Source organism: Klebsiella pasteurii (assembly GCF_018139045.1).
Taxonomy (GTDB): domain Bacteria; phylum Pseudomonadota; class Gammaproteobacteria; order Enterobacterales; family Enterobacteriaceae; genus Klebsiella; species Klebsiella grimontii.
Map to the genome: position 1 here is coordinate 3,096,650 of NZ_CP073236.1, position 12,561 is coordinate 3,109,210.

At 54.4% G+C, this 12,561-nt stretch carries 15 protein-coding genes; 13 read left to right on the forward strand and 2 right to left on the reverse strand.

The features are described from left to right. Positions 1–185: 185 nt before the first annotated feature. From KCG39_RS14495 to ruvX, 7 genes are all read left to right on the forward strand, one after another. Positions 186–1,580, forward strand: a complete 1,395-nt coding sequence (locus tag KCG39_RS14495; RefSeq protein WP_004125138.1) for a sugar porter family MFS transporter — start codon at positions 186–188, stop codon at positions 1,578–1,580. A 75-nt stretch (positions 1,581–1,655) separates the two neighbouring features. Further along, positions 1,656–2,156, forward strand: a complete 501-nt coding sequence (locus KCG39_RS14500; protein WP_087828544.1) for a SprT family zinc-dependent metalloprotease — start codon at positions 1,656–1,658, stop codon at positions 2,154–2,156. A gap of 94 nt (positions 2,157–2,250) precedes the next feature. Beyond that, on the forward strand, positions 2,251–2,958 hold the full coding sequence (endA, locus tag KCG39_RS14505; protein WP_004125144.1) for a deoxyribonuclease I: 708 nt from the start codon (positions 2,251–2,253) through the stop codon (positions 2,956–2,958). Between the two features lie 90 nt (positions 2,959–3,048). After that, positions 3,049–3,780: a 16S rRNA (uracil(1498)-N(3))-methyltransferase gene (gene rsmE / locus KCG39_RS14510; protein ID WP_004125147.1), complete on the forward strand. Its 732-nt coding sequence runs from the start codon at positions 3,049–3,051 to the stop codon at positions 3,778–3,780. Positions 3,781–3,800: 20 nt separating this feature from the next. Next, complete coding sequence (gshB, locus tag KCG39_RS14515) at positions 3,801–4,748, forward strand: glutathione synthase (protein WP_049113275.1); 948 nt, start codon at positions 3,801–3,803, stop codon at positions 4,746–4,748. Positions 4,749–4,923: 175 nt separating this feature from the next. Beyond that, positions 4,924–5,487 (forward strand): YqgE/AlgH family protein, encoded by a 564-nt coding sequence (locus tag KCG39_RS14520; protein ID WP_004125153.1) that lies wholly within the window; start codon positions 4,924–4,926, stop codon positions 5,485–5,487. Beyond that, on the forward strand, positions 5,487–5,903 hold the full coding sequence (gene ruvX, locus KCG39_RS14525; RefSeq protein ID WP_004125157.1) for a Holliday junction resolvase RuvX: 417 nt from the start codon (positions 5,487–5,489) through the stop codon (positions 5,901–5,903). The genes KCG39_RS14520 and ruvX overlap by 1 nt, the downstream gene beginning before the upstream one ends. A gap of 55 nt (positions 5,904–5,958) precedes the next feature. Here ruvX and KCG39_RS14530 read toward each other — a convergent pair whose 3' ends face one another. Then, the gene (locus tag KCG39_RS14530) at positions 5,959–6,612 is read right to left on the reverse strand and encodes a LuxR C-terminal-related transcriptional regulator (protein WP_004125160.1); all 654 of its coding nucleotides are present in this window, start codon (positions 6,610–6,612) and stop codon (positions 5,959–5,961) included. A 348-nt stretch (positions 6,613–6,960) separates the two neighbouring features. After that, the gene (locus KCG39_RS14535) at positions 6,961–7,941 is read right to left on the reverse strand and encodes a type IV pilus twitching motility protein PilT (protein ID WP_142468404.1); all 981 of its coding nucleotides are present in this window, start codon (positions 7,939–7,941) and stop codon (positions 6,961–6,963) included. Positions 7,942–7,957: 16 nt separating this feature from the next. On the opposite strand from KCG39_RS14535, the gene KCG39_RS14540 reads away from it, so the two are divergent. The 6 genes from KCG39_RS14540 to KCG39_RS14565 all read left to right on the forward strand — a co-directional run bounded on the left by KCG39_RS14540 (position 7,958) and on the right by KCG39_RS14565 (position 12,559). Beyond that, positions 7,958–8,671: a YggS family pyridoxal phosphate-dependent enzyme gene (locus tag KCG39_RS14540; protein WP_004125172.1), complete on the forward strand. Its 714-nt coding sequence runs from the start codon at positions 7,958–7,960 to the stop codon at positions 8,669–8,671. Between the two features lie 8 nt (positions 8,672–8,679). After that, entirely contained in the window at positions 8,680–9,246 is a 567-nt protein-coding gene (locus KCG39_RS14545; RefSeq protein WP_004105714.1) for a YggT family protein, read from the forward strand. After that, on the forward strand, positions 9,243–9,533 hold the full coding sequence (gene yggU, locus KCG39_RS14550; RefSeq protein WP_004125173.1) for a DUF167 family protein YggU: 291 nt from the start codon (positions 9,243–9,245) through the stop codon (positions 9,531–9,533). The genes KCG39_RS14545 and yggU overlap by 4 nt, the downstream gene beginning before the upstream one ends. 12 nt (positions 9,534–9,545) lie before the next feature. Then, positions 9,546–10,139 (forward strand): XTP/dITP diphosphatase, encoded by a 594-nt coding sequence (locus KCG39_RS14555; protein ID WP_049113279.1) that lies wholly within the window; start codon positions 9,546–9,548, stop codon positions 10,137–10,139. Then, positions 10,132–11,268 (forward strand): radical SAM family heme chaperone HemW, encoded by a 1,137-nt coding sequence (hemW, locus tag KCG39_RS14560; protein WP_004125178.1) that lies wholly within the window; start codon positions 10,132–10,134, stop codon positions 11,266–11,268. The genes KCG39_RS14555 and hemW overlap by 8 nt, the downstream gene beginning before the upstream one ends. 304 nt (positions 11,269–11,572) lie before the next feature. Beyond that, on the forward strand, positions 11,573–12,559 hold the full coding sequence (locus tag KCG39_RS14565; RefSeq protein WP_004125181.1) for a TRAP transporter substrate-binding protein: 987 nt from the start codon (positions 11,573–11,575) through the stop codon (positions 12,557–12,559). Positions 12,560–12,561: the final 2 nt, after the last annotated feature.

Genomic DNA, 12,561 nt, shown 5'->3' on the forward strand with positions numbered 1-12,561 from the left:
TGATTAGCGCTTTTAATTTCTTAGACTAAACTCAATTAATATACTGATTTAAATACGTTTATAACAATTACATTTCTTTACTCTAGTGTAACCGATTACACAGTCGTGATTACTATCACATTTTTTTACGACGTATTTACCTACCCTACGCATCGACAGGATCAATAACTCAACCGGAGGGCGTTATGCCTGACAACAAAAAACAAGGGCGTTCGAACAAGACGATGACGTTCTTTGTCTGCTTCCTCGCCGCACTGGCTGGCCTGCTGTTCGGCCTTGATATCGGTGTTATTGCGGGTGCCTTACCCTTTATTGCCAACGAGTTCCAGATAAGCGCCCACACTCAGGAATGGGTGGTCAGCTCCATGATGTTCGGCGCCGCCGTCGGCGCAGTGGGCAGCGGCTGGCTCTCCTTCAAACTCGGGCGTAAAAAAAGCCTGATGATTGGCGCCATCCTGTTCGTTGCCGGCTCGCTATTCTCCGCCGCCGCGCCGAACGTGGAAGTACTGCTGATCTCCCGCGTGCTGCTCGGCCTGGCCGTGGGCGTCGCCTCCTACACCGCCCCGCTGTATCTGTCTGAAATCGCCCCGGAAAAAATCCGCGGCAGCATGATTTCGATGTACCAGCTGATGATTACTATTGGTATTCTCGGCGCCTATCTTTCCGATACGGCATTCAGCTACAGCGGCGCCTGGCGCTGGATGCTCGGGGTGATTATTATCCCGGCGGTGCTGCTGCTGATTGGCGTGGTTTTCCTGCCGGACAGCCCGCGCTGGTTTGCCGCTAAGCGCCGCTTTGTCGATGCCGAACGGGTTCTGCTGCGCCTGCGCGACACCAGCGCTGAAGCGAAACGCGAGCTGGATGAGATCCGCGAAAGCCTGAAGGTAAAACAGTCCGGCTGGTCGCTGTTCAAAGAAAACAGCAACTTCCGCCGCGCGGTATTCCTCGGCGTTCTGCTGCAGGTGATGCAACAGTTCACCGGTATGAACGTCATCATGTACTACGCGCCGAAGATTTTTGAACTGGCGGGCTATGCCAATACCACCGAACAGATGTGGGGCACCGTCATCGTCGGTTTGACCAACGTGCTGGCGACCTTTATCGCCATCGGGCTGGTCGACCGCTGGGGCCGTAAGCCGACGCTTATCCTTGGCTTTATCGTCATGGCGCTCGGCATGGGCATTCTGGGCAGCATGATGCATATCGGCATCCACTCCGCCACGGCGCAGTACTTTGCCGTTCTGATGCTGCTGATGTTTATCGTTGGCTTTGCCATGAGCGCCGGCCCGCTGATTTGGGTGCTGTGTTCCGAAATCCAGCCGCTGAAAGGGCGTGATTTCGGTATCACCTGTTCAACGGCCACCAACTGGATTGCCAACATGATCGTCGGCGCGACGTTCCTGACCATGCTGAACTCGCTGGGCAGCGCCAACACCTTCTGGGTCTATGGCGGCCTGAACATCCTGTTCATCTTCCTGACCCTGTGGCTGATCCCGGAAACCAAAAACGTTTCGCTGGAGCATATCGAACGTAACCTGATGAAAGGCCGCAAGCTGCGCGAAATTGGCGCGCGCGACTAGCCTGATACGCTTCCTCCCTCCAGGGAGGAAGCTTCTTCTTGCTCTCCTCACCCCGCCGCACTATCCTCTGGCGCTATGAAAACACCCCGAATTCCCATTGCCCTTCAACAGGCCGTTATGCGCAGCCTGCGGGAGAATCTGGCCAAAGCGAACCTCAAGCTGGGACGACTTTACCCTGAACCGGTGCTGGTTTATCAGCAGCGGGGAACCTCCGCCGGTACCGCCTGGCTGGAGAAAAATGAAATCCGCCTTAACCCGGTGCTGCTGCTGGAAAACCAGCAGGCGTTTATTGATGAAGTCGTGCCGCACGAACTGGCCCACCTACTGGTGTGGAAGCACTTTGGCCGCGTAGCGCCACACGGCAAAGAGTGGAAATGGATGATGGAAAGCGTGCTGGGCGTTCCAGCTCTGCGCACCCATCGTTTCGAACTCGATTCAGTCCGTAAAAATACCTTCCCCTACCGCTGCCAGTGCCAGCAGCACCAGCTTACCGTCCGCCGCCACAATCGCGTGATGCGCGGAGAGGCCACCTATCGCTGCGTGCGCTGTGGAGATGTTCTGGTGGCGGAAAAGTAATCTCCGGAAATAATTGGAAATTTTCTGATCTGACTGATTGCGTCTGGCAATCACATTCGTTACGTTGCGGGCTCGTTTTGACACGGAGTTAACGATGTCCCGTATTCATATTTTTGCTGTCGCATTTCTCAGCGCGGCGGTATGCGCTCCGCTTGCAGCGGAAGGAATCAACAGTTTTTCTCAGGCCAAGACCGCTGGGGTCAAGGTCAATGCCGATGCCCCCGGCGATTTTTACTGCGGCTGTAAGATCAACTGGCAGGGAAAAAAGGGGGTTATCGACCTGGAGTCTTGTGGCTATAAAGTGCGTAAAAATGAAAATCGCGCCAGCCGGGTCGAGTGGGAGCATGTGGTTCCCGCATGGCAGTTTGGCCATCAGCGTCAGTGCTGGCAGGACGGCGGGCGCAAAAACTGCGCTAAAGATCCGGAATACCGCAAGATGGAAAGCGACATGCATAACCTGCAGCCGGCGGTCGGCGAGGTCAACGGCGATCGCGCCAACTTTATGTACAGCCAGTGGAACGGCGGCGAAGGCCAGTACGGTCAGTGCGCAATGAAGGTTGATTTTAAAGATAAAGTTGCCGAGCCGCCGGCGCGCGCACGTGGCGCCATCGCCCGTACCTACTTCTATATGCGCGACCGCTACCAGCTCAATCTTTCCCGCCAGCAAACCCAGCTGTTTACCGCCTGGGATAAGATGTACCCGGTCACAACCTGGGAGTGCGAACGCGACGCGCGTATTGCCAAAGTTCAGGGCAACCATAATCCTTATGTCCTGCAGGCTTGCCAGGCGCAAAAGAGCTAACCTACACTAGCGGCAATTGTTAATTTGCAGCTTTACTCCTCCCCCTTTACTGGGGGAAGAGACATCTGCGCTAAGAACGGAACATCAAGCATGCGCATTCCTCGCATCCATCACCCGGAACGCATTACCACGGGTAGCCAGATAGCTCTTTCCGACGACGCGGCCAACCATGTCGGTCGCGTTTTACGGATGGGTAAAGGCCAGGCTATAGAGCTTTTTGACGGCAGCAATCAGGTCTTCGAGGCGGTTATTGTCGAGGCCGGTAAGAAAAATGTTCTGGTTGAAGTACAGAGCAGCAAAGTTGATAACCGTGAATCCCCTCTGCATATCCATTTGGGCCAGGTGATGTCCCGCGGCGAAAAAATGGAATTCACCATCCAGAAATCGATCGAACTTGGTGTAAGCCTCATAACGCCACTGTTTTCCGAGCGCTGTGGCGTTAAACTGGACGCCGAACGTTTGCAGAAAAAGATCCAGCAGTGGCAGAAAATCGCCATTGCCGCCTGCGAGCAAAGCGGCCGCAACGTGGTGCCGGAAATCCGCCCGGCCATGCAGCTTGAAGCCTGGTGTGCGGAGCAGGACGAGGGCCTGAAGCTTAATTTGCACCCTCGCGCCAGCGCCAGCATTAATACGCTGCCGCTGCCGGTCGAACGTATCCGGCTGCTGATTGGCCCGGAAGGCGGGCTTTCGGCAGAAGAGATAGCGATGACAGCTCGCTACCAGTTTACTGATATCCTGTTGGGACCGCGCGTTCTGCGTACAGAGACAACTGCGCTCACTGCCATTACCGCCCTGCAGGTGCGTTTTGGCGACTTAGGTTGAAGCGTTAACGGAGAAGAACAATGATTAAGCTCGGCATCGTGATGGACCCCATCGCAACCATCAACATCAAGAAAGACACCAGCTTCGCCATGTTGCTGGAAGCGCAGCGTCGCGGCTATGAACTCCATTATATGGAGATGAACGATCTGTACTTAATCAACGGCGAAGCCCGCGCCCGTACGCGCAAGCTAAGCGTCGAGCAGAACTACGACAACTGGTACGCGTTCAACGGCGAGCAGGATTTGCCTCTCGCGGAGCTTGACGTCATTCTGATGCGTAAAGATCCGCCGTTCGATACCGAGTTTATCTACGCGACCTACATCCTCGAACGCGCCGAAGAGCAAGGCACGCTTATCGTCAACAAACCGCAGAGCCTGCGCGACTGTAACGAAAAGCTGTTTACCGCCTGGTTCTCCGAGCTGACCCCGGAAACGCTGGTCACCCGTAATAAAGCGCAGTTGAAAGCCTTCTGGGAAAAACACGGCGATATCATCCTCAAACCGCTGGACGGTATGGGTGGCACCTCTATTTTCCGCGTAAAAGAGGGTGACCCTAACCTCGGCGTCATCACCGAGACGCTGACCGAGCTGGGCAACCGTTACTGCATGGCGCAGAACTATCTGCCAGCCATTAAAGATGGCGATAAGCGCGTGCTGGTGGTTGACGGCGAGCCGGTTCCTTACTGCCTGGCCCGTATCCCGCAGGGCGGCGAAACCCGCGGTAACCTTGCTGCCGGCGGTCGTGGCGAAGCGCGCCCGCTGACCGAAAGCGACTGGGCCATCGCCCGCCGCGTTGGCCCCACGCTGAAGGCCAAAGGCTTAATCTTCGTCGGCCTGGACATCATCGGCGATCGCCTGACGGAAATTAACGTCACCAGCCCCACCTGCGTCCGTGAAATCGAAGCCGCCTTCCCGATTTCCATTACCGGGATGCTGATGGACGCCATCGAGAAGCGCCTCAATAAATAAAGCGCTTATTCCGGCTGCAGGCCCGCGCCTGTAGCCTGGAGCCAGCGCAGGCGATTCGCTTTCAGGCTCAGGCAGGCAAGCCCCTAAAACCTGAAAGATAAAGTGAATCGACACTCCCTTGCTTTACCCGCATACTGGGTGCTGCTTTTTTGAACCAGGAACAGAACCTCTGACAATGAATTTACAGCATCACTTTCTAATTGCCATGCCTGCTCTCCAGGACCCGATGTTCCGTCGCTCCGTAGTCTATATCTGCGAGTATAACGATGACGGTGCCATGGGCATCATCATCAATAAGCCGATGGAAAATCTGCAGGTTGAAGGGATCCTGGAGAAATTAAAAATCACGCCTGAGCCGCGTAATCCCGAGATCCGCCTGGATAAACCGGTGATGGTTGGCGGTCCGCTGGCCGAGGATCGGGGTTTTATCCTGCATTCGCCGCCTTCCGATTTCTCCTCCAGCATCCGTATTTCCGATAACACGGTGATCACTACCTCCCGCGACGTGCTCGAAACGCTGGGTACGGATAAACAGCCGGAGAACGTGCTGGTTGCGCTGGGCTATGCTTCCTGGGAGAAAGGCCAGCTGGAGCAGGAGATACTGGATAACGCCTGGCTCACCGCGCCGGCCGATCGGAATATTTTGTTTAGCACGCCGATAGCCGACCGCTGGCGTGAGGCTGCGAAGCTGATTGGCATTGATATCGTGACCATGCCAGCCGAAGCGGGGCACGCGTAATGAGCGGAACGTTTTTAGGCTTCGATTTTGGCACCAAAAGCATTGGCGTCGCTGTAGGGCAGCGCATCACCGGCACCGCCCGCCCCCTCCCCGCGTTGAAAGCGCAGGACGGTAAGCCTGACTGGAACGTTATTGAGAAACTGCTGAAAGAGTGGCAGCCCGAAGCCGTGATTGTCGGCCTGCCGCTGAATATGGACGGTACGGAACAACCCCTGACAGCCCGTGCGCGCAACTTCGCGAATAAAATCCATGGCCGCTTCGGCGTGCAGATAATCCTGCATGATGAACGTCTGAGCACGGTTGAAGCCAGAGCCGGGCTATTCGAACAGGGTGGATTCCGGGCGCTAAAAAAAGGCAGCGTGGATTCCGCTTCTGCCGTCATTATTCTGGAAAGCTACTTCGAGCAGAGTTACTGAAGCTGAATGATGGCGCCCCATACCAGCGGCAGGCGCCATCATCCGGATTTCATGTTTAGTGGCGCAGATGTTCATTCGCCCAGCTTACCGCCTGAGTCCGGTTCTTCACGCTTAGCTTACGGAACACGTTGTACAGATGGGTACGCACCGTGTTTTCACTGATAAATAGCGCGCGGGCAATATCCAGATTTGTCGCCCCGCAGCGAAGTTCATTCAGAATTTCACATTCACGCTCGGTCAACGGTGAATTTTCCGCAGGCGCCGATACATGATCCGCAGCATACATCGCCGGGTGCATCACGCTCAATTCAGCCGTCTGTTCGCCGTTCAGCACAGCTCTAACGCCCTCAATTAAGCGCGATTCATCATCGTCATGACGGAAAACGCCGTACAGCGCTGGCCACTGCGCCATTTCGTAGAGCTCATACTTTTGTGCGCTATTGATAATCAATAAACGGGGGTTATCTCCCTGCATGCGAATAATATCACGCCATACGCTATTCAACTTTTTATTTGAAACCGCAATATCAAATAATATTACAGAATTTTTCAAAAGGCGTTGCGCGAGGGGTTTGTTAATATTTTGCAGAATGACCGATGCGGATAACCTTTCGGCCAGCCAGGTCGCAAATGCTTTGCTTTGAATGGAGGGGTGAGTAATAAAAGTAACCTGGTGAGAAAAAGCCAAATTCTCAGATAAATTAATCACTTAAAACTCTCCTTAGTTGATTTCCGCCTTCATAGCGGTTAAATGAATTAACAAGAATACGATCGTCTGTGTATTTATAAAAACAAACCACTTTTACACATTGAAACAATATTCCATGGGAATTTTCCTATCCCTGTAAACAGCATAAATCGAATGCCTTAAGAGAGTCAAAAGATTATCAAACTTTTTTCCTGGTTATGAGAGGTTTATGTCAATTCGTTTTTCATGGAATACATTATTCGGCTTAATCTTAGGTGTTTATTTGTAATATCAAATAAGGGTAGCAAACATTAATAAAACATTATTATAACAAGCTATTGGTAGGATCTCTGAATATAAAAAGCGCAGCTACAAAAGCCCGGCGGCCGTACGTTGCTGAAAGCTTTGCGTAAATGTTTGCATGCCCGATTGCTGCCCGGTTTGCATTACGCCGGGCAGCTGATGCGTTTTCCCCTCTCGGATCAAATTAGCCACCGCCGGGGTATTAACCAAAAGCTCGTATAACGCAACTCTGCCGCCAGCAGCATCTGGAAACAGTTTTTGTGCCAGCACCGCGCACAAACTTCCCGCCAGCTGACTGCGTACCTGCTCTTTCTCCTGCGCCGGAAAGACGTCCACCAGCCTCTCAACCGCCTGCGCCGCGCCGCGCGTATGTAGCGTCGCCATCACCAGATGTCCGGTCTCCGCTGCCGTTAATGCCAGGCGGATCGTTTCGCTGTCACGTAGTTCTCCTAACAGAATGACATCCGGGTCCTGACGCAGCGCGGCGCGCAGGGCAGCGGCAAATGAGGGGCAGTGGCGGCCGATTTCCCGCTGCTGAATCAGACAGCGCTCGCTGCGGTGAATAAATTCAACCGGATCTTCCAGCGTCAGGATATGGCCGCTGAGGCGCTGGTTAAGATAGCCCACCATCGCCGCCAGGGTGGTTGATTTCCCGCTACCGGTAGCCCCCGTGACCAGGATAAGTCCGCTCTCCTCATTGAGCAGCTCCGTTAAGGCGGCCGGCACACCGAGATCCGCCAGCTGAGGGCAGGTTTCCGCCAGCAGACGCAGCGCCAGCGACAGACCGCGATTGTGCACAAATGCGCTGGCGCGCAGACGCGGCCCACCCGCCGGAGTCAGCGCGAAATCAACCTGTCCGCAGGCCTTCCACTGGTCGAGCTGCTCGGCGTTGAGCCAATCAGTGAGTATTTTGCCAATATCAGGGGAGGTAAATGGCGCGGGCTCCAGCTTGCCCTGGCGACGCCAGCGCGGCGCTGAATCATTGCACAGGTGTAGATCGGAGACGTTATGCTTTACACTAAGGGCCACTATTTCTTCCAGTTCCATAACTCATCCTCGGTATATGAACGATATTGCGCATAACCTGGCACAGGTCCGGGACAAAATCTCAGCCGCTGCCGCACGCTGCGGCCGTGCTCCAGAAGAAGTTACGTTGCTTGCAGTCAGTAAAACGAAACCTGCGAGCGCTATCGAAGAAGCGATGGCTGCCGGCCAGCTCGCGTTTGGCGAAAACTATGTCCAGGAAGGCGTGGATAAAATCCGCTACTTTCAGGAAACGGGCGCAACCGGTCTACAGTGGCACTTTATTGGTCCGCTGCAGTCCAATAAGAGCCGTCTGGTGGCCGAGCATTTTGACTGGTGCCATACCGTCGATCGTCTCAAAATCGCCGTCCGCCTGAGTGAACAGCGCCCGGCTCAACTGCCGCCGCTCAACGTGCTAATTCAAATCAACATTAGCGATGAGCAGAGCAAGTCGGGTATTCCGCCTGAAGAGCTGGACGCGCTGGCGGCAGAAATCGCTAAACTCCCTAATCTGCAGCTACGCGGTTTAATGGCCATTCCCGCGCCAGAGTCAGAATATGTAAGGCAGTTTGCCGTCGCCCAACAAATGGCGGTAGCATTTGCGCGGCTAAAAACGCACTACCCTACCGTCGATACGCTGTCGCTGGGAATGTCGGATGATATGGAAGCCGCCATCGCGGCGGGAAGCACTATGGTGCGCATCGGAACCGCAATTTTCGGCGCGCGCGACTACAGCAAAAAACAAGGAATCTGAGGAACGCCATGAAGACGTTGACTTTCCTGCTCTCAACGGTCATTGAGCTTTACACAATGGTCGTGTTGTTACGCGTCTGGATGCAGTGGGCGCGCTGCGACTTTTATAACCCGTTTTCGCAGTTCGTGGTCAAGGCTACGCAGCCTGTCGTTGGGCCGCTGCGCCGTATTATCCCGGCGATGGGGCCGCTCGACAGCGCCTCCCTGCTGGTCGCATTTATTCTCTGCGTCGTGAAAGCTATCGTCCTTTTTATGGTCGTCACCTTCCAGCCGATTATCTGGATCTCCGCGCTGCTGATCCTTATCAAAACTGTCGGCTCGCTGATCTTCTGGGTTCTTCTGTTAATGGCGATCATGAGCTGGGTAAGCCAGGGCCGCAGCCCGGTGGAATATGTTCTGATGCAGCTGGCAGACCCGCTGCTGCGCCCGATCCGCAGGCTGCTGCCCTCAATGGGCGGCATTGATTTCTCGCCGATGGTGCTGGTTCTGCTGCTGTACGTAATCAATATGGGTATCGCCGAACTGTTGCAGGCTACCGGCAACGTTCTGCTTCCGGGGCTGTGGATGGCGCTATGAGTGCCGTCGAAGCCTGCGCTGACGGGTTGGTCTTACGGCTGTATATTCAGCCCAAGGCCAGCCGCGACAGCATCGTTGGTTTACATGGCGACGAGCTCAAAGTCGCCATTACCGCGCCTCCCGTTGACGGCCAGGCCAACGCCCATCTGGTAAAATTCCTCGCCAAACAGTTTCGCGTAGCGAAAAGCCAGGTGCTTATTGAGAAAGGCGAACTGGGCCGCCACAAACAGATAAAAATCATTCATCCGCAGCAGATCCCGGACGGGGTCGCCGCGCTGACAGAATAAACAGGATCTCATATGCAAAAAGTTGTTCTCGCTACCGGCAACCCCGGAAAAGTGCGCGAGCTGGCCTCGCTGCTGGCAGATTTTGGCCTCGATATCGTGGCGCAAACCGAGCTGGGCGTGGATTCCGCAGAGGAAACCGGCCTGACGTTTATCGAAAACGCCATTCTGAAGGCGCGCCATGCCGCGCAGGTGACCGGGCTCCCGGCCATCGCCGATGACTCAGGTCTGGCCGTCGATGCATTAGGCGGGGCGCCCGGCATCTACTCCGCCCGCTATTCCGGTGAAGATGCGACCGACCAGCGCAATCTGGAAAAGCTGCTCGACGCGCTGCGCGACGTGCCGGACGATAAGCGCCAGGCGCAATTCCACTGCGTGCTGGTCTATCTGCGTCATGCGGAAGATCCAACGCCACTGGTTTGCCACGGCAGCTGGCCGGGCATCATCGCTCGTGAAGCCGCAGGCAACGGCGGCTTTGGTTACGACCCAATATTCTTTGTTCCGACGGAAGGTAAAACCGCAGCGGAGCTGAGCCGTGAAGAAAAGAGCGCCATTTCCCACCGCGGACGCGCGCTAAAACTGTTACTGGAAGCCTTACGTAATGGCTAATTTGCCGCCCCTGAGCCTCTATATTCACATCCCGTGGTGCGTGCAAAAATGCCCGTACTGCGATTTTAACTCGCATGCGTTAAAGGGCGAGGTACCGCACGACGACTACGTTCAGCATCTGCTGAACGATCTGCGGGCCGACGCCCACTATGCGCAGGGACGTGAAATCGGGACTATTTTCATCGGCGGCGGTACGCCGAGCCTGCTCTCAGGCACGGCGATGCAAACCCTGCTCGACGGCGTGCGCGAATCTCTTCCGCTGGCATCCAACGCGGAAATCACCATGGAAGCCAACCCCGGCACCGTGGAAGCGGATCGCTTTGTCGAGTATCAGCGCGCAGGTATTAATCGCATCTCCATCGGCGTACAGAGCTTTAGCGAACAGAAGCTGCAGCGGCTCGGACGTATCCATGGGCCACAGGAAGCCCGGCGCGCGGCAAATCTGGCAAGCGGTCTGGGACTGCGCAGCTTTAACCTCGATTTAATGCACGGTCTGCCGGATCAGTCTCTGGAAGAGGCGCTGGATGACCTGCGCCAGGCAATCGCGCTCAATCCGCCGCACCTCTCCTGGTATCAGCTGACCATTGAGCCAAACACCCTGTTTGGCTCGCGTCCGCCAACCCTGCCGGACGACGACGCGCTGTGGGACATTTATGAACAGGGGCATAGCCTGCTCAGTTCGGCGGGCTATCAGCAATATGAAACCTCCGCCTACGCTAAGCCGGGCTATCAGTGCCAGCATAACCTGAACTACTGGCGCTTTGGCGACTACCTGGGGATTGGCTGCGGCGCGCACGGCAAAGTGACGTTCCCGGACGGGCGCATATTGCGGACGGCGAAAACCCGGCATCCACGCGGCTACATGGAAGGCCGCTATCTGGAGCGCCAGCACGATGTGGAAGATGCGGATAAACCGTTTGAGTTCTTTATGAACCGTTTCCGCCTGCTGGAAGCCGCCCCGCGCGATGAATTCAGCCGCTACACCGGCCTTGATGAGCGTACGATCCGTCCGCAAATCGATGCCGCCATCGCCGAAGGCTACCTGATGGAAGATGAGCGCTACTGGCAAATTACCGAGCACGGTAAGCTATTTTTGAATTCCCTTCTCGAACTTTTCCTCAGCGAATAATCTCCTCTCCACTTATCCCGTTATAAAAATAGCGGGATAATTAATTATTCGTTTTTTACGAAACATCAATATCACTATTCCCGAAGCATCTCAATTCAACATTTCCAGTGAAAATAAATTCACATTCATTTATTGAAAATAAATATAACCAACCGCACAAAAATATCTTTTTGATCGACTTATTGAGAAAAAGTGTGAGACAGATAGCTTAAAGATATACGACAACAAGGATAATATGTCATACAGAAACAAAGATTACCCCTTAAGATATTGACCAATTACCCCAAGTGCATGGAGCCGACTCATGAAAAAATTCTCTTTTTCTCGTTCTCTGGTGTGTGTATCTTTGCTTGCCCTGCTCTCCTCAGGCGCAAGCGCGGCTGAAAAAGTCACATTAAAACTGGCACATAACCTTGAACGCAGCCATGTTGTTCATCAGGCCTTTGAGGAGATGTCCAAAGAGGTTAACCAACTTTCCAACGGGGCTATAAAGATCCGTATTTATCCCAGTAGCCAAATGGGCAGCGCCCGTGAAACGCTGGAGTTATTACAAAATGGCGCGCTGGATATGACCAAAGGTTCCGCCAGCGATCTGGAGTCCTTCGATAACGTCTACGCGATATATAATTTACCGTTCCTGTTTAAAGACCAGAATCACTTCAATAAAGTCGTCTTCGGTGAGGTGGGTAAGGAAATAATGGAGTCTACGAAAGATAAAGGATTCTTTGCGCTTTCCGCTTATGTTGCCGGGACCCGCAGTTTTTACGCCAAAAAGCCCATCACTAAACCGGAAGATTTAAAAGGATTGAAAATCCGCGTCCAGGCCAGCCCGACAACCTTAAAAATGGTCGAATTAATGGGCGGTTCGCCAACGCCCATTTCCTTTGGTGAAGTTTATACCGCCATGCAGCAGGGCGTGGTGGACGGCGCGGAGAACAATGTGCCTTCCTGGGTGCAAACGCGCCATATCGAAATCGCTAAAGTGTTCTCTGAAGATGAACATGCCTCCATCCCGGATTTCCTCGTTATCTCCAGTAAAACCTGGGACAAACTGACGCCCGATCAGCAGCAAATCCTGATCAAGGCGGCAAAAGCTTCCGAAGCGTATCAGCAAAAACTGTGGGACAAGATCGACGCCGACACCCGCGCGCAGGCCAAAGCCATGGGCGGCGAAATCATCAAAGTGGATAAAGCACCGTTCCGCGCCGCCGTGCAGCCGCTGTTTGATGACTTCAAAAAAGATCCGAAGCAGGCCGCCTTGCTGGACAAATTTGAAGCTGCCGCCGAATAACA

Excerpts from the sequence above, each read along its gene's own strand:
- KCG39_RS14495 (WP_004125138.1), top strand. The coding sequence starts at position 186 with ATGCCTGACAACAAAAAACAAGGGCGTTCGAACAAGACGATGACGTTC.
- KCG39_RS14500 (WP_087828544.1), top strand. The coding sequence starts at position 1,656 with ATGAAAACACCCCGAATTCCCATTGCCCTTCAACAGGCCGTTATGCGC.
- endA (WP_004125144.1), top strand. The coding sequence starts at position 2,251 with ATGTCCCGTATTCATATTTTTGCTGTCGCATTTCTCAGCGCGGCGGTA.
- rsmE (WP_004125147.1), top strand. The coding sequence starts at position 3,049 with ATGCGCATTCCTCGCATCCATCACCCGGAACGCATTACCACGGGTAGC.
- gshB (WP_049113275.1), top strand. The coding sequence starts at position 3,801 with ATGATTAAGCTCGGCATCGTGATGGACCCCATCGCAACCATCAACATC.
- KCG39_RS14520 (WP_004125153.1), top strand. The coding sequence starts at position 4,924 with ATGAATTTACAGCATCACTTTCTAATTGCCATGCCTGCTCTCCAGGAC.
- ruvX (WP_004125157.1), top strand. The coding sequence starts at position 5,487 with ATGAGCGGAACGTTTTTAGGCTTCGATTTTGGCACCAAAAGCATTGGC.
- KCG39_RS14535 (WP_142468404.1), bottom strand. The coding sequence starts at position 7,941 with ATGGAACTGGAAGAAATAGTGGCCCTTAGTGTAAAGCATAACGTCTCC.
- KCG39_RS14540 (WP_004125172.1), top strand. The coding sequence starts at position 7,958 with ATGAACGATATTGCGCATAACCTGGCACAGGTCCGGGACAAAATCTCA.
- KCG39_RS14545 (WP_004105714.1), top strand. The coding sequence starts at position 8,680 with ATGAAGACGTTGACTTTCCTGCTCTCAACGGTCATTGAGCTTTACACA.
- yggU (WP_004125173.1), top strand. The coding sequence starts at position 9,243 with ATGAGTGCCGTCGAAGCCTGCGCTGACGGGTTGGTCTTACGGCTGTAT.
- KCG39_RS14555 (WP_049113279.1), top strand. The coding sequence starts at position 9,546 with ATGCAAAAAGTTGTTCTCGCTACCGGCAACCCCGGAAAAGTGCGCGAG.
- hemW (WP_004125178.1), top strand. The coding sequence starts at position 10,132 with ATGGCTAATTTGCCGCCCCTGAGCCTCTATATTCACATCCCGTGGTGC.
- KCG39_RS14565 (WP_004125181.1), top strand. The coding sequence starts at position 11,573 with ATGAAAAAATTCTCTTTTTCTCGTTCTCTGGTGTGTGTATCTTTGCTT.